Origin of the sequence: Paraburkholderia sp. MM5384-R2 (genome assembly GCF_014201025.1) — a bacterium.
GTDB classification, from domain to species: domain Bacteria; phylum Pseudomonadota; class Gammaproteobacteria; order Burkholderiales; family Burkholderiaceae; genus Paraburkholderia; species Paraburkholderia tuberum.
On the sequence record NZ_JACHDI010000003.1, the window covers coordinates 100,079 to 117,185 of the forward strand.

Sequence of the window (17,107 nt, forward strand, 5' to 3'; positions counted from 1 at the left end):
CGCATCGCGCGAGTGAGCGCGCTGCGCTTTGCGAATCACGCGGGGCGCCGATGCTAAGGGCGATCTATCGCGCGCTCTGGTGGCTCATCGCGCCGCTTGCGGTGCTGCGTCTGTTGATCCGTTCGCGTAAGGAGCGCGGTTATCGCGAGCATATCGGCGAGCGCTTCGGTTATTCGCGCGGGCGCTTGTTGGAGGACAGCGCGCCGTTGATCTGGGTGCATGCGGTGTCGGTCGGCGAGACGCGCGCCGCGCAGCCGCTGATCGATGCGCTGACGAAGGCGCGCCCCGACGCGCGCATTCTGCTTACGCACATGACGCCGAGCGGCCGCGCGACCGGCATCGAGATTTTCGGCGACCGCGTGTTGCGCAGTTATCTACCGTACGACATGCCGCATGCGGTACGGCGCTTCTTGCGCGGGTGGCGGCCGTCGCTCGGTCTCGTGATGGAAACCGAGGTGTGGCCGACCCTGATCGACGAGTGCCGTCGCGCCGACGTGCCGCTCGTGCTGACCAACGCGCGGATGTCGGCACGTTCGTTCAAGCGCGCGTCGAAATTCGGCGGTGCGACGAAGGACGTGTTCGGCGGCTTCGCGCGCGTGCTCGCGCAGAGTCCGTCCGATGCCGAGCGGTTGACCTCGCTCGGCGCGCGCAATGTCGCGGTGCTCGGCAATCTGAAGTTCGACATGAGCACGCCGCCCGAACTCGCGGCACGCGGCCACGCGTGGCGCGCGGCGATCGGCACGCGCCACGTGTGGGTCGCGGCGAGCACGCGCGAGGGCGAAGAAGCGCTCGTGCTTGAGGCGTTCGCGGCGCTCGGCATCGACGATGCGCTGCTGATTCTGGTGCCGCGTCATCCGCAGCGCTTCAATGAAGTCGCGGCGCTCGTCGAGAAAGCGGGGTTGCGGCTCGAACGGCGATCGAGTTGGGCGCCCGATGCGAAGGTCGCGTCGGCGGCGCGCACCGCCGACGATGGCGTGGCGCCGCTGCCTCGCGACGTGAACGTGCTGCTCGGCGATTCGATGGGCGAGTTGGGCGCTTACTACGCGGCGTCGGATCTTGCGTTTATCGGCGGCAGTCTGTTGCCGCTTGGCGGACAGAACCTGATCGAAGCGTGCGCGGTCGGCGTGCCGGTGCTGATCGGGCCGCACGTTTTCAACTTCACGCAAGCCACCGCCGATGCGGTCTCGGCCGGTGCCGCCGTGCAGGTGCAGGACCCGGCCGATCTGGCGCGCGCGCTGCGCGCGCTGTTCGGCGACAAGTCGCGGCGGCTCGCGATGGGCGGTGCGGCTGCCGCGTTTGCGGCGAGGCATCGCGGGGCGACGGCGAGGACGGTGGATGTGTTGGCGGCGTTGTTGCCGGAGTAGGGATGGGCGGATGACGTGCAACGCGGCGTGATGCTTCGTCGGATGACGCGGAAAGTGCAGACCGTGCTGGTTAATGTGAACGTGCTGCCGCAGATAGTGAAAAAATTTGGGTAGCGACCCACTTCGGACTCTAAACCAGACGCCACCTCATCGGCAGCTTTTTGGGGTGCAGCGGTCATTTATTCCTTCGAGTCGCACGGCACGTCAACGTGAGAACCGGCATTGCTGTTCAGGCCCGTTGCATACTGAATTCCGTTAGTGCGTTTGCCAGAATGTCCACGGCTTGCTCTGTAACGGCGTTGTATAGAGACGCACGCAACCCGCCAATTGAACGGTGCCCCTCTAGTCCAACGATACCCTGTTCACGAGCCGCCCCGATAAACGCATCGCCGAGCCGAGAATCACCGAATTTAAAAGCCACGTTCATTTGTGAGCGCCAGCGACGGTCCGCGTGGACGGTCACGACCCCCTCCAAAGCGTCCAGCGTGTCATACAGCCGCCGGGCCTTTCTCTCATTGATGCTTTGCATCGCGTGCAGACCGCCAACATCGAAGCGCAGCCAGCGCGTAATCAACGTCAGCACATAGATCGCGAATACCGGCGGCGTGTTGTAGTTGGAACCGTGCGAGACGTGGGTGCGAAAATCGAGGATCGCCGGCAAGCCGTCGGGGATCCGTTCAAGCAGCGAACGCTTGATTACCGCTACCGTTACCCCAGCCGGACCCAGGTTCTTCTGGGCGTGAGCATAAATCATCGAGTATGCGTCTGGCCGAATGGGCTTCGACAGAAAATCGGACGACATGTCCGCAATCAGCGGTACCTGCGTCGCCTCTTCGCAAACCGGAAATTGCAAACCTTCCACGGTCTCGTTCGACACGTAGTGCAGATAGGCGGCAGAGCCGGAGATGTCCAGTTTATCGAGGACGGGCAACTGCCGGTAGCCCGTCGCGTGGCCGTCCCACGCAACTTTCCTCTCAGTCACCTTGGCCGCCTCCGAGGTCGCCCGACCGCTCCAGTAGCCGGACGTCACATATTCGGACGGGGCGAATCCTTTCGCGGCAAAATTCATCGGGATCATCGCGAACTGCAGACTACTGCCGCCCTGCTGAAAGGTAATGGCGTAGTCGTCGGATATACCGAGCAGAACGCGCAGATTCTGTTCCGCTTCGTCCAGTATGGAGCGAAACCAGTCCGAGCGATGGCTCATGCCGAGTACGGAGATGCCGGTTTCCGGTAACGCGGTAATCGCTATGCGCGTCTGTTCCAGCACCGTTTCAGGGAGCGCTCCGGGACCACCGGAAAAATTCAATGCATTGGACTTCACTATGCCTCCGAGGCCAGCCGTTGGATTTTGTATGCGTTCGCAGCCGCGCGGCACAGCATTTCATGAAAGGCGTCAGCAACCCGGCGAATTTGCGGAACCTTATAAGGAAAGATGCTCTGGTCGTCCAAGTCATGCACAACCATGCCCGTCGCGATCTCGAATATGAGTAGCCGGCCATCGCTCGTTTCAGCGCAATCGAATCCTACGTAATCGAGACCGGTCAATTCCGCGACGTTGCGAAACGCCTCGCGGTGACGCACAGCAAAATCGGTGTCAAAGCTCGCCATCAGGTGCGATTCTTCCGCTCGCCGGTCGGGATGCGTCGACATTTCCGCGTAAGGGTAGTGAACCATCCATTCCTTCGAGATGCCCATATGGCACACGAATGGCGTTCCCTCGATCATCACGATCCGGTATTTGCGAAACAGACCGTCGGCGCTGCTGTAGTCGATAAAAGGCGCCATGTAATATTCGACGGCGTCAGACTCAGCCATGTAGCGCGCGAGTTCCTGAGCGTCAGACACTTTTGCCAGACCTTGTCCGGCGTGCGATCCTATCGGCCGTATGATGAGCGGATAGTTTGCGCCGAGTACCTCGGTCAACTGCAACGCTCCTGAAGCCGCTTCGTTGACCCGCTCACGGGAAAGGCGCACCGTGTGGGCCATACAGATACCGGGGGCAGCGCCCAGCAGAGCATAGGCGGTGTCACGCATTGTCTTCGCAATGTGTTCGGACCGGTTTAGTACGCGGCAACCCGTCCCGCTCGTCAGCGACGCGATTTGGGCAAGAACGCCCGCGGTTTCATCCGACGCGCATGCCGCAACGAAGATAACGTCGTGCTCGGGCAATTCGGCATCCCCCAGCGGCCGCGTGTCGACATACAGGACCTCTATCTGCAGGTCGGCGTTCTCAAGCAGGCACTCAAAAGGCGTGTTCGCCATCAGATCGCCCGGAGCCTTGAGCACCAGCACCTTCAAAGGAGTCTTGATCGTCTGGGCGCTCTTTAACCGATAATGTCTGGTCATTAGAAGCGCTTGCTGCTGGACGGCGAGAGCGGCCGCCTTCTGGTATTTCAATTGCAACACTAGCGACAAATCAAGCAGAGCGTACGGGTCGTCTTGGCGCTTTATGTGCTCGAGCAGGCTTTCCCCCAGCGGCGTCAGATCGCTCCCAGCCGTTGCCGCCCGGAGCAACGCAGCCAGTCCCAGTGGCTGATGCATCGATGGAAGGCCGGCATCACCCGTTAATTCAGTTCGAACAGTATTCATGAATGGCGCGTTTCAGTGGAGCGATACCCGGGGCGAAAGAATGCGCTCGCCGGCATTACTTTTACGTGAAGTTCACTCAGGTCATTGACGGTGGGTGTCAGTCGGGATGCGGGTACACGCCGGCATTTCGCCGACGTAGCCGACTTCTTCCTCGAACCATGCTTCTGGCATCGGCCCGGATGTCGCTGCTTTACAGTCCGCGGGAATCGCGACAGCACTCGATGTGTTGGCTACGAGGGACAATCTGGCCGAGCTCGCGCGTCGCTTTGCAATTGACATGTATCTTTTCCTTCAATAGAAACGTCAGGATTTTTGTAACCCAAAACGTGTCCGACATACTGCATTAACCGCAATGTGCAGCCCATGATACGAGCTTGGGGCTGAACCAAACGAGGGAAAAGAGGGGCGATTGACCACCTATTCAGAGGACTTTGAGGCGACGACAGGTCAACGGTGACCGTTTTCCGTCCTTAAACTCAAGCATGGTTCACGACCCGCAGAGTGAATCTCACGGGGCTGACCGCTGTTAGCGGGAATCCTGAATAAGCGGGTGGATCTGCGGCTTCCCGGCGACTTCCCATGCTGTCCAACCAATTGAGAAGGACGACGGCACGTTGGGCGTCGTCGAAACGCAAAGTCCGGTACCTGGGGCGAAGCCGACATTCAAATGTCCGCGCGGGAGGCGAACGATCGTCCGCAGATGGCCGACAGCGTCCGATTGCTGTCCGGCGATCACCACTCAGACTTCCGTCTGTTCGGCCATCTCAAGCGCGTCGTCAACCTCGATGCCGAGATATCTGACGGTACTTTCAAGCCTGTTGCCTGCAGGCAATAGACTCGACTATGTCCCGCGCTGAAGGTCTGGGGGGAGCCGATCGTCGCTGTTTGCTGCGCACGCGCCAGCGCTACTTGTTCACACCTTCAACAACCCCTTCTTTTCAATAAACTTCACCACGTCGTCGAGGCCCTCGAGCGCCTTCAGATTGCACATCACGAAGGGCCGCTCGCCGCGCATCTTCTTCGCGTCCGATGCCATTACGTCGAGGTTCGCGCCCACCAGCGGCGCCAGATCGGTCTTGTTGATCACGAGCAGATCCGACTTCGTGATCCCAGGTCCGCCCTTGCGCGGAATCTTCTCGCCGCCCGCGACGTCGATCACGTAGATCGTCAGGTCCGACAGCTCCGGGCTGAAGGTCGCCGCGAGGTTGTCGCCGCCCGATTCGATGAACACGATGTCCGCATCCGGAAAACGCGTGAGCATGCGGTCGACCGCTTCGAGGTTGATCGATGCGTCCTCGCGGATCGCGGTGTGCGGGCAGCCGCCCGTCTCGACGCCCATGATGCGCTCGGCCGGCAGCGCGCCCGCGACGGTCAGCAGACGCTGATCCTCTTTCGTATAGATGTCATTCGTGATCGCGACGAGGTCGTACTGGTCGCGCATCGCCTTGCACAGCATTTCGAGCAGCGTGGTCTTGCCCGAGCCGACCGGGCCGCCGACGCCCACGCGCAGCGGCGGCAGCTTCTTCGTGCGGATCTGGCTCGCGGTATGGGAAGCAGGATGATGAGATGCGTTCATGATGGATCGTGGGAATCGTGCTACGAGCGGAAGAGCCGCGAATACTGCGACTCGTGGCGCGCCGACAGAATGCCGAGCTGCGGCGCGAACGTGTTGAGGTCGTCACGGGAGGTGGCCAGCGCGCGCGCGACGGCCGCGTCGATCGGCTCACGCAGCGCCACGATGATGCGTTGCCCCGCGAGTTGGCCGAGCGGCACCGCCTTCAACGCGGCGGCGGCCTGGTTCTCGACCCAGCTGAACGCATAGGCGGCGAGCGCGGCATCGACCGGAGCATCGTGCGCATAGGCGGCGAACGCGAACGCGCTCGGCTGCGCGAGTGGCGTGAGCGACGCGAGCGTTGCGCGTCTCGCCACGTCGCCCCATTCGAGCGACACACACAGCTGTCGCAGCGACCAGCCCATCTGCTCCGTTTCGCGGCGCAGTTCGGCGGACTCGCGACTCGCGAGGAATTCGGCGTTGGCGTCGGCGAGTTCCACGGCGTCGTGCGTGCGCCAGCGTTCGATCTGCTGCGCGAGGAACGGCAACTCGCCGCGCGCGAGCACGTCGGTCAGGCCGCGTTCGATCCATATGCGCGCGGAGTCGGCGTCGGTGATGAGTTGCGCTTCGATCGCCGCTTCGAGTCCCTGTGAATAGCTGAACGCGCCAATCGGCAGTGCTGGCGACGCGAGATGCAGCAGCGCGGTGAATTCAGCGATGCGCATGACGATGCGGGTGGTGTCCATGTCCGCACGATTCGTCGTGCACGTGGTCATGGTCGTGATCGTGCGAGTGCGAAGAGCCCTCATGGGCATGAGCATGCTCATGCCCATGATGCTCACCAAACACCTGCTGCGCGATCGCATAGTCCTCGGCGAACGTCTCGTCGTGCCCATGCTTATGTCCACCGCCATACGCCCCGGCTTCAGGCTGAAACGGCAGCGACACCTGCTCGACCGTCGCGCCGATGCGCTCGAGCATGTCGGCGAGCACCGGATCGTATTCGAGTTTCAGATAATCGGCGCCCACTTCGACCGGCGTATGACGATTACCGAGGTGATAGGCGGCGCGCGTCAACGTCAACGCGTCCGATGCGCGTACGACAAGCACGGCTTCATCAGCCGCAACGACACGCACGAGCCCGCCATCATCGGCGACGAGCACGTCGCCATCGCGCAGCACGGTGCCGCGCGGCAACAGCAATGCGACTTCCTCGCCGTCATCGAGCGTCGCGGCGAGACGGCTCTTGCGACGTTCATCGAACGCGAGCGTCAAGGTCGGCGCACGCTTGACGAGTACCGGCGCGATCTTCAAATGCGGCGCGAGAAGTTTGTTCAGTGTACGCATGATCAGAACAGGAAATAGCGTTGCGCCATCGGCAGCACGGTGGCCGGATCGCAGGTCAGCAATTGGCCGTCGGCGATCACCTGGTAGGTTTCCGGATCGACGCTGATGTTCGGGCGCCACGCGTTGTGAATCATGTCGGCCTTCGTCACGTTGCGACAGTTCTTCACCGCGACGATGCGCTTGTGCAAACCATAGCGTTCGGCCACATTCGCATCGGCGGCGAGTTGCGACACGAAGGTCAGCGACGTGCGGCCCAGCGCTCCGCCGCGCGTCGCGAACATCTCGCGATAGTGCACGGGCTGCGGCGTCGGAATCGACGCATTCGGATCGCCCATCTGCGCCATCGCGATCATGCCGCCCTTCAGGATCAGCGACGGCTTGATGCCAAAGAACGCCGGCTCCCAGAACACGAGGTCGGCCCACTTGCCCGGTTCGATCGAACCGACTTCATGCGCGATGCCGTGCGTGATCGCCGGATTGATCGTGTACTTCGCGACATAGCGTTTCGCGCGGAAATTGTCGTGGCGCGCGTTGTCCTCGGGCAGCGCGCCGCGTTGCACCTTCATCTTGTGCGCGGTCTGCCACGTGCGGATGATCACTTCGCCGACGCGGCCCATCGCCTGCGAATCCGAAGAAAGCATCGACAGCGCGCCGAGATCGTGCAGGATGTCCTCGGCGGCGATCGTCTCGCGGCGAATCCGCGATTCGGCGAACGCGATGTCTTCGGCAATCGACGGATCGAGGTGATGGCACACCATCAGCATGTCGAGATGCTCGTCGAGCGTGTTGACCGTGTAGGGCCGCGTCGGATTCGTCGACGACGGCAGCACGTTCGCTTCGCCGCACACCTTGATGATGTCCGGGGCATGGCCGCCGCCCGCGCCTTCGGTGTGATACGTGTGGATCGTGCGGCCCTTGAACGCGGCGACGGTCGCTTCGACGAAGCCCGCTTCGTTTAGCGTATCCGTGTGGATCGCGACCTGCGTGTCGGTATCGTCGGCGACGCCAAGGCAGTTGTCGATCGCCGCGGGTGTCGTGCCCCAGTCCTCGTGCAGCTTCAGGCCGATCGCGCCCGCGGCGATCTGTTCGGTGAGCGGTGCCGGCTGGCTCACGTTGCCCTTGCCGAGAAAGCCGAGGTTCATCGGATAGCCGTCGGCCGCTTGCAGCATGCGTTCGAGATGCCACGGCCCCGGCGTGCAGGTGGTCGCATTCGTGCCGGTCGCGGGGCCGGTGCCGCCGCCGAGCATCGTCGTCACGCCGCTCGCGAGCGCTTCCTCGATCTGCTGCGGGCTGATGAAGTGGATGTGCGTATCGATGCCGCCCGCGGTCACGATCAGCCCTTCGCCCGCGATCACTTCGGTGGCCGCGCCAATCGCGATCGTCACATTCGGCTGGATGTCGGGATTGCCGGCCTTGCCGATCGCCGCGATGCGGCCGTCCTTGATGCCGATGTCGGCCTTCACGATGCCCCAGTGATCGAGGATCACCGCGTTCGTCACGACGGTATCGACGACCTCGGCATGCACGCGCTGCGACTGGCCCATGCCGTCGCGAATCACCTTGCCGCCGCCGAACTTGACCTCTTCGCCGTAGGTCGTGAAGTCGCGCTCGATCTCGATCAGCAGTTCGGTGTCGGCGAGGCGCACGCGGTCGCCGGTGGTGGGGCCGAACATCTCCGCGTACGCGCGGCGGCCAATGCGTAGTGTCATGGTGTGGGTCCGGAATGAGCTACAAGCGAGCGCCAGGCAAGGCAAGGCGGAGCAGGGCGGTCGAAACGCCAGGGCGCGGGCGGCGCATCACAGCTTGCCCATCACCTTGCCGTTGAAGCCGTAGACGATGCGCTCGCCGGCCAGCGCGACGAGTTCGACCGTGCGCTCCTGACCGGGCTCGAAGCGCACCGCGGTGCCCGCCGCGATGTTCAGGCGAAAGCCGCACGCCGCTTCGCGATCGAACGACAGCGCGTCGTTCACCTCATAGAAATGATAATGCGAGCCGATCTGCACGGGACGGTCGCCGGTATTCGACACGACCACCGTGACCGTCGCGCGGCCCGCGTTCAGTTCGTGCTCGCCGTCGTCGACGAGGAGTTCGCCGGGAATCATGGGGCCTGCCTTGACGAAGAGGAGTTCAGGGAATCGGGTGATGGACGGTGACGAGCTTGGTGCCGTCGGGAAACGTCGCTTCGACCTGGATGTCGGGGATCATCTCGGGCACGCCCTCCATCACGTCGGCGCGCGTGAGCAGCGTGGTGCCGTAGTGCATCACCTCGGCGACGCTCTTGCCGTCGCGCGCGGCTTCCATCAGCGCGGCGGTGATGAAGGCGACCGCCTCCGGATAGTTCAGCTTGAGGCCGCGCGCGCGGCGCCGTTCGGCGAGCAGCGCGGCGGTGAAGATCAGCAGCTTGTCCTTCTCGCGAGGTGTCAGCTTCATCGGTGTGGGTCTCGGCGTTTGATGTGTCGTGGCGGCGTCGTGGTCGCGTCGCGGTGACAGGGGCCTGGCGTCGCGCGATCATCCGGTCACGGTATCAAGTTCGGCTAACGGCGCGCTTACAACTACGCTTGCGACCGCGCATGCCACCGCGTCTGCAAAATTACAGGTCGGCGGGCAGCGGTGCGCCGAACCACTTTTTCGACATCGCACCGAGCGTGCCGTCGTGTTTGGCCTGGGCGATCGCGGCATCGACCTTCTGTTGCAGGCGCGGCTCGTTCTTGTTCATGCCGACGAAGCACGGCGAGTTCTTGATCACGAACTTCGGCTCCGGACGGCGCGGCGGATTCTTCGCGAGGATCGCGGCCGCGACGATGTTGCCGGCCGCGATCAACTGCACCTGGCCGGACAGGAACGCGGCGATCGTCGCGTTGTTGTCCTCGAAGCGCTTGATCGTCGCGTTCGGCGCCATCTGCGTGAGACCGATTTCCTCGAGCGCGCCGCGCGTCGCGCCGACGGTCTTGCCGGTGAGATCGGCGGGACCGCTCACCTTGATGTCGGCGGGACCGAACACGCCCTGGTAATACGGCGCGTACGCGCTCGAAAAGTCGATCACCTTCTCGCGCTCGGGCGTTTTGCCGAGCGACGAGATCACGAGGTCGACCTTGCCCGTTTGCAGATACGGAATGCGGTTCGCGCTGTTGACCGGCACGAGTTCGAGCTTCACGTTCATCGCTTTGGCGAGCAGCGCGGCCGTGTCGATGTCATAGCCCTGCGGCTTCATGTCGGGGCCGACCGAGCCGAACGGCGGATAGTCCTCGGGCACGGCGACCTTCAGCACACCGGCCTTGGCGATGTTGTCGAGCGTGTCGGCGTGCGCGGGGCCCGCATGAAACGCGAGATCGGCGACGATGGGCAAGGCGAGCAATGCGGCCAGCAAGGTGCGGCGCGCGGAGCGGGAGAGAGTGCGGGTCATGGGCGTGAGCAGTAGTGGTGTCGTGGGCGTCGGGTCCTCGCTGGCTTCATCGTGGCCGGCCGCGAAGTGGCGAGTCCAATGCAAGCTGCGTGCCATCCCTCTGCGGCGTGGCGGGGCGGCGTGCTACGCCAGTTCGCGCACAGGGTTGGGGCGTGCGCGTGCGCCGCCTTGGTGCGCAAAGAGCGTGATGAAGACGAAAGCGGGAAGCCGCGCTCTCAGGTCGACCAAATCCGCAACGGCACCGCCGCGACACCATGCACGACCGGCCGCAATTGCAGCCAACAGCGCGTGAGCGCGTGCTGCAGCGTTTCCATCGAGCGCGACACCGCGCGCACGAGCAGCACGCCGTTCGTCACGCACGAGGCGGCCGCTCGCAACGTGTCGTCGAACGGCAGTTGCGCGCTCAGCGATTCGGCGAGCGCGTCGTCGCAAGCGGCGCCTACGGCCCACAGCGTGCCGTAGGCCGGAAAGCCGGCGAGCCCCTGCGGCGCGTCGCGCAGCGGATCGTCGGCGGTGAGGCTCGCGCGTTCGAACCACAGCAGCTCGCCATTCGCGCCGACGATGCGCGACACCGCGCGCAAGCTACCCGCCGACCAGCGTTCGCCGGCCGCCTGGCGTCCGAGCTGGGTCGCGTCCCAGCCGATTGCGCTCGCGCCGTCGGCGAGCGTCAGCGAAAAATCGAGGTGCGCGTTCGCGTGATCGAACACGATGTTGTTCTGCGGCAGCCAGTCGAGCTTCGCGTGCTCACCGACACGCAGCGCGATGCGCTGCCGCGCCGCGCGGCCGTTCGACTTGTACCACTTGGTTGCGCCCGGCGTCGTCAGCACCGCATGCGTTTGCGCGGCGAGCGTGATGTCGATGTCGAGCTGATCGCCACCCGCGACGCCGCCGGGCGGATGCACGATCACCGCGTGACAGATCGTCGGGCCTTCCGGATAGAGCGGCCGTTGCACGCGCAGCGGTCCGTCGTGCCGCCGGTGCGCGAGCGTCGTGCGAGCGTCGCCGCCGACGAAGCCGAGTTCGAGTTGCGCGCGCCACGGCGTGTGCGCGGCGGCGAGCGTGGCGTGGTTTTCGTGAAGCGACATGCGGATGGATGGGGGAATCGGCGTGCGACGAGGATAGCACGCGTGTCGAAGCGCGCAAGCCGCGGCAGCGGCTACGACGCGGTACTCTCGGGCGAGGCTTCGGTCACCGACAGCACCTTGATGCCCTCCCACTGCGGATGCAACAGTCGCAGCAACGCAAGGATCGCGCGGGGGGCGTTTTCCTGGACGGTCAACGAGTCGCTGCCTGTCTGGATGGCTTTCTTGCCATGTTGGCAATACTGATATTCGACGTGAACCGTCACGGACATGCTTTTCTCCCTCTATATCGATGTTGTGTCGCCGACCCAGGCCGTAGCGCGGCGGCGTCTAGGGTACGGGTGTCGGCTCGGCGTGATCGTCCACGCCCCGTTCCGCGCGATTGATGAATCCGCAGTCGAGCAATAGCTGACAGAAAGCTTCCGGCGAACACGACGGCCCGGTCGTCCCGGCCATTCTCGCGAGAACGTCGGGGAACGACGCGAGCACGTGCCAGCTGTCGTAATACGCGTGCAGCTGCGGCGCGAGTTCGTTGCCGAGCTTCTCCCAGCGCACCGACAGCATGCCGACCGTACCGCCGCTGTCCACTTCGAATAGACCAAAAGTGACCGCCGACACGACGTTCATCACCCTGCAATAGGAGGCTGGGTTTCTGTAAAACTCGCGTCTGACCTGCTTGTTGTCGTCCATGGTGTCCACCTCGTCGAACCGTTGCGGCGTTGCCTAGGGTCTGTTTACATATGGAACGCACGTGCGTTGCCGCGAGAAGGGCCGCTCGCAAGGATTGCGACGCCGCGAATACTCGACGTATTCGCAAGGAGCGTGACGCAGCGAGCGGCCCTTCTCGCGGCAACCCCAGTTCTGAATTTCATTCCAGGGGAATGCCCGCTATCGGCCGCATGGCGGCGTCGTGCGTCGCTCACGTGGCGCGGCCACGCAGCGCTCCTTACTCCTTGCCCTGCGGCCGATAGCGGGCATTCGCACGTGCGTTCCATATGTAAACAGACCCTAGCCTGTGTAACGGTTGCGCGGCGGATAACTTGAGCTCGCTTACACGGCAATCAACCCCCTTACCCCATCCGCATCCATGTTCGCCCCCTCGCCGCCCGCGACGATCTCGCCGCGACTCATCACCCAGTAACGATCGGCGATCGCTTTGGCGAAGTCGTAATACTGCTCGACCAGCAGCACCGTCATGCCCATGTCCTCGACGAGCTGCCGCAGCGTGCGGCCGATGTCCTGAATGATCGATGGCTGGATGCCCTCGGTCGGCTCATCGAGGATCAGCAGTTGCGGCTCGCTCATCAGCGCGCGGCCGATCGCGAGCTGTTGCTGCTGACCGCCGGAGAGATCGCCGCCGCGCCGGTTGCGCATGTCCTTCAGTACCGGGAAAAGCTCGTAGATGCGCTCGGGGATTTTCTTCGGCGCCTTTCTGCTCGCGGCGCCCACCAGCAGATTTTCCTCGACGGTGAGGCGCGGAAAGATATCGCGGCCCTGCGGCACGTAGGCGAGCCCCTGAGCGACGCGGGCATGGGTCGGCAGTTTCATCAACTGTTCGCCGCGCCATGCGATCGCGCCGCTTTTCGCGGGCACGACGCCCATCAGGCAGCGCAGCAGCGTGGTCTTGCCGACGCCGTTGCGCCCGAGCAGCACCGTCAGCTTGCCGTCGGGCACCGTGAGCTTCACGTCGCGCAGAATATGGCTGCCGCCGTAGTATTGGTTCAGTCGGTCTACTTCGAGCATGGTTCAGTCGTCCTGTCGGGTTGACGATGCGGTGCCGCTTCCAGCAGCAATCAGCGGCCTAGATAAGACTCGATCACCGTCTCGTCGCGCTTGACTTCGTCGAGCGTGCCGTGCGCGAGCACGCGGCCTTCCGCCATCACCGTCACCTTGCCTGTGTCGCCCGCGAGCGCCGCGACGAACTCCATGTCGTGCTCGACGACCATCATCGAGCAGGTGCCACGCAGGTGGTTGAGCAATTCGGCGAGTTGCATCGTTTCCTCATCGGTCATGCCGGCCGCGGGTTCGTCGAGCAGCAGCAGCGCCGGTTGCTGCATCAGCAGCATGCCGATCTCGAGGCGCTGCTTCTGGCCGTGCGATAGCTCGCCGGCGAGCCTTCGCGCTTCGCTTTCCAGCCCGATCAGCGCGAGCGTTTCCTCGATGCGGGCCTGCGCGTCGCCATCAAGCCGCGCGCGCAGCGACGCCCACCAGCCCTTGTCGGTCTTCATCGCGAGTTCGAGGTTTTCCCACACCGGATGCTGCTCGAACACGGTCGGCTTCTGGAACTTGCGGCCGATGCCGGCGCGCGCGATCGCCGGTTCGTTCATGCGCGTGAGATCGATCGACTGGCCGAGAAACACCTTGCCGTGATCGGGCGCGGTCTTGCCCGTGATCACGTCCATCATCGTCGTCTTGCCCGCGCCGTTCGGGCCGATGATGCAGCGCAGTTCGCCCGCGTCGATCGCGAGCGACAGCGCGTTCAGCGCGCGAAAGCCGTCGAAGCTGACCGTCACGTCTTCGAGGTAGAGGATCGTGCCGTGCGATACGTCGATCTCGCCGGGCACGACCGCGTGTCCCATGCTCGCGACGCCGCTCAGCGAGCGTTCCGGTGGTGCTTCGGGCAAATCCAGATCGGGAACCATCGGGTTTTCGTTCATCAGCGGTTCCTTTTACGCGTCAGCAGATCGGCGAGCCCCATGATGCCGTTCGGCAGCAGCAGCGGCACCAGCACGAAGATCAGGCCGAGAAAGAACAGCCAGTATTCGGGGAAGTTCGCCGTGAAGAAGCTCTTCGCACCGTTCACGGCGAACGCGCCGATGATGGGGCCGATCAGCGTGCCGCGTCCGCCGACCGCCACCCAGATCGCCATTTCGATCGAGTTGCCCGGCGACATCTCGCCCGGATTGATGATGCCGACCTGCGGCACGTACAACGCGCCCGCGATGCCGCACAGCATCGCCGACACGGTCCACACGAACAGCTTGTACGCGAGCGGGCTGTAGCCGAGGAACATCAGCCGCGTTTCGCCGTCGCGCACCGCGGTCACCACGCGGCCGAGCTTCGACGTGACGATCGCGCGCGCGCCGATGAACGCGGCGATCAGCACCGCGAACGTAATGAGCAGCAAGGCGGCGCGCGTGCCCTGATGCGTGATCGGAAAACCGCCGATGCGCTTGAAGTCGGTAAAGCCGTTATTGCCGCCGAAGCCCGTCTCGTTGCGAAAGAACAGCAGCATCGCGGCGAAGGTCATGGCCTGCGTGATGATCGACAGATAGACACCCTTCACGCGCGAGCGGAACGTGAAGAAGCCGAACACCCACGCGAGCACGGCGGGTACCAGCACGACGAGCAGGAGCGCGTAGCCGAGATGTTGCGTGCCCTGCCAGTACCACGGCAACTGGTGCCAGTCGAGAAACACCATGAAGTCGGGCAGATCGCTGCCGTACTTGCCGTCGTGGCCGATCGCGCGCATCAGGTACATGCCGATCGCGTAGCCGCCGAGCGCGAAGAATAAAGCGTGACCCAAACTCAGGATGCCGCAGTAGCCCCACACCAGATCGAGTGCGAGCGCGGCGATCGCATAGCACATGAACTTGCCGGTCAGCGTCATCGCATACGCGGACAGATGCAAGGCGCTCGTCTCCGGAATCACCAGCGCGGCGAACGGCACGCCGAGGCCGAAGACGATGATCAGCGCGATCAGCGCGAGCCACGCGCGACGCGACAACAGCGCGGGCCGCGGTGGCAGGCCGAGCGCGAAGCCGGTGTTGGACTCGCGCGCGCCGCCAGCGCCAGCGGCACCGGCGCGCGACGACGAAGCGGAAGCGGGGTTTGCCGATGAAGTAGCCGATGTCATCTCATGCCTCCGCGCTACGGCCCTTCAAGGCGAACATGCCCTGCGGACGCTTCTGGATGAACAGCACGATCAGCACGAGCACCGCGATCTTCGCGAGCACCGCGCCCCAGAACGGTTCGATCGCCTTGCTGACGAGCCCCAGCCCGAAGCCGCCGAGCACGGTGCCCGCGAGCTGGCCGACGCCGCCGAGCACGACCGCCATGAACGAATCGATGATGTAGCTCTGGCCGAGGTCCGGCCCGACATTGCCGATCTGCGACAGCGCGCAGCCGCCGAGCCCCGCGATGCCCGCGCCGAACGCGAACGCATACGAATCGACGCGCGCGGTCTTCACGCCGACGCACGCGGCCATGCGACGGTTCTGCGTGACCGCGCGCACGAACAGACCCAGCCGCGTGCGCGTGAGCACGGCCCACGCGATCGCGACGACGATCAGCGAGAACGCGAGAATCGCGAGCCGGTTGTACGGCAGGATCAGATTCGGCAGCACGGTGACGCCGCCGCTCATCCACGACGGATTGACGACCTGGACGTTCTGCGCGCCGAACACCATGCGGGTGGCCTGAATCAGGATCAGGCTCACGCCGAAGGTGGTCAGCAGCGTTTCGAGCGGGCGGCCGTACAGGTGCTTCAGCACGAGCCGTTCGAGCACGATGCCGACCAGCGCCGCCGCGACGAACGCGGCCGGTATCGCGAGTAGCGGATACCAGTCGAACGCGTTAGGCGCGAAACGCTGAACGAGGTTCTGCACGACATAGGTCGCGTACGCGCCGATCATCAGGAATTCGCCGTGCGCCATGTTGATCACGCCGATCAGACCATATGTGATGGCGAGGCCGAGCGCGGCGAGCAGCAGCACGCTGCCGAGCGACAGCCCCGCGAACAGCGTGCCCGCGATCTGGCTGCGGCGCTGGATCGCATCGAGCTCATCGATGCCGCTTTGCGCGGCCGCGCGCACGCGTTCGTCGGCTTCGGCAAACGTGCCGTCGGCTTTCTTCGCGACCAGCGGGCGCAGCAGTTCGTTCATGTCGAGGTCGTGGCGCGCGGCGACCAGTTGCACCGCATCGAGGCGCTTGGCCGGATCCGGGTCGTGCAATGCGCTCATCGCCCACAGCGTGTCGAGACGTTTCTTCAGAGCGGGATCGGTTTCTTTTGCGCGCGCCGCGTCGACGAGTGGCTTAATCGACGGATCGGGGTTTTGCAGCAGCGCATCGACGGCGGCTGCGCGTGTCGCCCGATCGGGCGAGGCGAGTTGCAGACCCGACAGCGCGCCCGCCACTTTCGAGCGCAGCAGGTTGTTCAGCGTGACCGCTTGCGCGTCGCTCGTGGCGACGGGCTGGCCGGTGACGGCATCGCGGGTGGCGTCGCCGTCCTGCAGCAGTACCGCGCCTGCGTCGGTGGCGAGCGCGTTGTCGTCGGCGAGCGCCTTGAGCACCGCGAGCGACGCGGCATCGTGCGTCGAGATCAGCTTGTCGATCGCGGCGGACTTGGCCTCGAAGTCGTCGCCCGCGAGCGGCGCGACGTCGGCCTGGGTCAGCGCGAATGCGGCGCCCGGCGCGGCGGCGAGAAGGACCGCGAGCGGCAGCAGGAGCGTCGCGCCGCGTCGTCGTACGGAAGTCGGAAATGAAAACGCCATGATGGCCTTTTGCACTGGGTTGAATCGATGAGCCGCTCGAGAGCGCGAGGGCGTCGCGTCAGACGTCGCCGCCGCTTCAGCGGGACGTTGCCGCGCATTGGCGTGCGCGGTCACGCCGCGCGACGCAGCGAACGCGCGGCGGCGGCGCGAAGCGCGTCCGGGTCACGCGCGAGCCGCGCGCGCGTCGGCGCGCAGGTCGCGCGTCGCGACCGGAGCGGCGATACCCGCGCGGTGACCCGCGCGCCACACCGCCGCCGCGAGCCGCAGCGAGGCTC

Annotated in this window: 17 protein-coding genes and 1 pseudogene; 1 reads left to right on the forward strand and 17 read right to left on the reverse strand. The window is 64.5% G+C overall.

Annotation, left to right across the window (positions count from 1 at the left end):
* Positions 1–50 precede the first annotated feature (50 nt).
* The gene (gene waaA / locus HDG37_RS06580; protein WP_184045482.1) at positions 51–1,364 is read left to right on the forward strand and encodes a lipid IV(A) 3-deoxy-D-manno-octulosonic acid transferase; all 1,314 of its coding nucleotides are present in this window, start codon (positions 51–53) and stop codon (positions 1,362–1,364) included.
* 229 nt (positions 1,365–1,593) lie between these two features.
* Here the strand turns inward: waaA and HDG37_RS06585 are convergent, their stop codons facing one another.
* The 17 genes and pseudogenes from HDG37_RS06585 to urtB form a co-directional block, all read right to left on the reverse strand.
* On the reverse strand, positions 1,594–2,688 hold the full coding sequence (locus HDG37_RS06585) for a phosphoserine transaminase (protein WP_184045484.1): 1,095 nt from the start codon (positions 2,686–2,688) through the stop codon (positions 1,594–1,596).
* The gene (locus HDG37_RS06590) at positions 2,688–3,956 is read right to left on the reverse strand and encodes a RimK family alpha-L-glutamate ligase (RefSeq protein ID WP_184045486.1); all 1,269 of its coding nucleotides are present in this window, start codon (positions 3,954–3,956) and stop codon (positions 2,688–2,690) included. The genes HDG37_RS06585 and HDG37_RS06590 overlap by 1 nt, the downstream gene beginning before the upstream one ends.
* A gap of 739 nt (positions 3,957–4,695) precedes the next feature.
* Positions 4,696–4,773: pseudogene (locus tag HDG37_RS39090) on the reverse strand (integrase); the annotation flags it as partial.
* 96 nt (positions 4,774–4,869) lie between these two features.
* On the reverse strand, positions 4,870–5,532 hold the full coding sequence (ureG, locus tag HDG37_RS06600) for an urease accessory protein UreG (protein ID WP_184045488.1): 663 nt from the start codon (positions 5,530–5,532) through the stop codon (positions 4,870–4,872).
* A 20-nt stretch (positions 5,533–5,552) separates the two neighbouring features.
* Positions 5,553–6,233 carry an urease accessory protein UreF gene (locus tag HDG37_RS06605; protein ID WP_184045971.1) on the reverse strand — a complete coding sequence of 227 codons (681 nt, stop codon included), beginning with the start codon at positions 6,231–6,233 and terminating at the stop codon, positions 5,553–5,555.
* Positions 6,220–6,855 carry an urease accessory protein UreE gene (gene ureE / locus HDG37_RS06610; protein ID WP_184045490.1) on the reverse strand — a complete coding sequence of 212 codons (636 nt, stop codon included), beginning with the start codon at positions 6,853–6,855 and terminating at the stop codon, positions 6,220–6,222. Before ureE ends, HDG37_RS06605 begins: the two co-directional genes overlap by 14 nt.
* Before the next feature lie 2 nt (positions 6,856–6,857).
* Complete coding sequence (gene ureC, locus HDG37_RS06615; protein WP_184020914.1) at positions 6,858–8,564, reverse strand: urease subunit alpha; 1,707 nt, start codon at positions 8,562–8,564, stop codon at positions 6,858–6,860.
* Positions 8,565–8,651: 87 nt separating this feature from the next.
* Positions 8,652–8,957, reverse strand: a complete 306-nt coding sequence (locus tag HDG37_RS06620) for an urease subunit beta (RefSeq protein WP_184045492.1) — start codon at positions 8,955–8,957, stop codon at positions 8,652–8,654.
* A 25-nt stretch (positions 8,958–8,982) separates the two neighbouring features.
* Positions 8,983–9,285, reverse strand: a complete 303-nt coding sequence (ureA, locus tag HDG37_RS06625; RefSeq protein WP_008923043.1) for an urease subunit gamma — start codon at positions 9,283–9,285, stop codon at positions 8,983–8,985.
* Between the two features lie 160 nt (positions 9,286–9,445).
* The gene (locus HDG37_RS06630; protein WP_184045494.1) at positions 9,446–10,258 is read right to left on the reverse strand and encodes a transporter substrate-binding domain-containing protein; all 813 of its coding nucleotides are present in this window, start codon (positions 10,256–10,258) and stop codon (positions 9,446–9,448) included.
* A 215-nt stretch (positions 10,259–10,473) separates the two neighbouring features.
* On the reverse strand, positions 10,474–11,343 hold the full coding sequence (locus tag HDG37_RS06635) for an urease accessory protein UreD (RefSeq protein ID WP_184045496.1): 870 nt from the start codon (positions 11,341–11,343) through the stop codon (positions 10,474–10,476).
* Positions 11,344–11,414: 71 nt separating this feature from the next.
* Entirely contained in the window at positions 11,415–11,612 is a 198-nt protein-coding gene (locus HDG37_RS06640) for a hypothetical protein (protein ID WP_184045498.1), read from the reverse strand.
* Positions 11,613–11,670: 58 nt separating this feature from the next.
* Positions 11,671–12,030, reverse strand: coding sequence for a hypothetical protein (locus tag HDG37_RS06645; RefSeq protein WP_244144829.1), 360 nt, complete (start codon positions 12,028–12,030; stop codon positions 11,671–11,673).
* Positions 12,031–12,390: 360 nt separating this feature from the next.
* Positions 12,391–13,083 (reverse strand): urea ABC transporter ATP-binding subunit UrtE, encoded by a 693-nt coding sequence (gene urtE / locus HDG37_RS06650; RefSeq protein ID WP_018419653.1) that lies wholly within the window; start codon positions 13,081–13,083, stop codon positions 12,391–12,393.
* 50 nt (positions 13,084–13,133) lie between these two features.
* On the reverse strand, positions 13,134–13,997 hold the full coding sequence (gene urtD / locus HDG37_RS06655; protein WP_184045500.1) for an urea ABC transporter ATP-binding protein UrtD: 864 nt from the start codon (positions 13,995–13,997) through the stop codon (positions 13,134–13,136).
* The gene (urtC, locus tag HDG37_RS06660) at positions 13,997–15,196 is read right to left on the reverse strand and encodes an urea ABC transporter permease subunit UrtC (RefSeq protein WP_184045502.1); all 1,200 of its coding nucleotides are present in this window, start codon (positions 15,194–15,196) and stop codon (positions 13,997–13,999) included. The genes urtD and urtC overlap by 1 nt, the downstream gene beginning before the upstream one ends.
* 1 nt (position 15,197) lies before the next feature.
* Positions 15,198–16,832, reverse strand: a complete 1,635-nt coding sequence (gene urtB / locus HDG37_RS06665; protein WP_184045973.1) for an urea ABC transporter permease subunit UrtB — start codon at positions 16,830–16,832, stop codon at positions 15,198–15,200.
* Positions 16,833–17,107: the final 275 nt, after the last annotated feature.

Bases quoted from the DNA above. Each gene is read 5' to 3' on its own strand.
- HDG37_RS06605 (WP_184045971.1), bottom strand. From the start codon at position 6,233: ATGCGCATCGCTGAATTCACCGCGCTGCTGCATCTCGCGTCGCCAGCA.
- HDG37_RS06620 (WP_184045492.1), bottom strand. From the start codon at position 8,957: ATGATTCCCGGCGAACTCCTCGTCGACGACGGCGAGCACGAACTGAAC.
- ureA (WP_008923043.1), bottom strand. From the start codon at position 9,285: ATGAAGCTGACACCTCGCGAGAAGGACAAGCTGCTGATCTTCACCGCC.
- urtE (WP_018419653.1), bottom strand. From the start codon at position 13,083: ATGCTCGAAGTAGACCGACTGAACCAATACTACGGCGGCAGCCATATT.
- urtC (WP_184045502.1), bottom strand. From the start codon at position 15,196: ATGACATCGGCTACTTCATCGGCAAACCCCGCTTCCGCTTCGTCGTCG.
- ureC (WP_184020914.1), bottom strand. From the start codon at position 8,564: ATGACACTACGCATTGGCCGCCGCGCGTACGCGGAGATGTTCGGCCCC.
- HDG37_RS06590 (WP_184045486.1), bottom strand. From the start codon at position 3,956: ATGAATACTGTTCGAACTGAATTAACGGGTGATGCCGGCCTTCCATCG.
- HDG37_RS06635 (WP_184045496.1), bottom strand. From the start codon at position 11,343: ATGTCGCTTCACGAAAACCACGCCACGCTCGCCGCCGCGCACACGCCG.
- waaA (WP_184045482.1), top strand. From the start codon at position 51: ATGCTAAGGGCGATCTATCGCGCGCTCTGGTGGCTCATCGCGCCGCTT.
- urtB (WP_184045973.1), bottom strand. From the start codon at position 16,832: ATGGCGTTTTCATTTCCGACTTCCGTACGACGACGCGGCGCGACGCTC.
- HDG37_RS06640 (WP_184045498.1), bottom strand. From the start codon at position 11,612: ATGTCCGTGACGGTTCACGTCGAATATCAGTATTGCCAACATGGCAAG.
- ureG (WP_184045488.1), bottom strand. From the start codon at position 5,532: ATGAACGCATCTCATCATCCTGCTTCCCATACCGCGAGCCAGATCCGC.
- HDG37_RS06645 (WP_244144829.1), bottom strand. From the start codon at position 12,030: ATGGACGACAACAAGCAGGTCAGACGCGAGTTTTACAGAAACCCAGCC.
- HDG37_RS06630 (WP_184045494.1), bottom strand. From the start codon at position 10,258: ATGACCCGCACTCTCTCCCGCTCCGCGCGCCGCACCTTGCTGGCCGCA.
- urtD (WP_184045500.1), bottom strand. From the start codon at position 13,997: ATGAACGAAAACCCGATGGTTCCCGATCTGGATTTGCCCGAAGCACCA.
- ureE (WP_184045490.1), bottom strand. From the start codon at position 6,855: ATGCGTACACTGAACAAACTTCTCGCGCCGCATTTGAAGATCGCGCCG.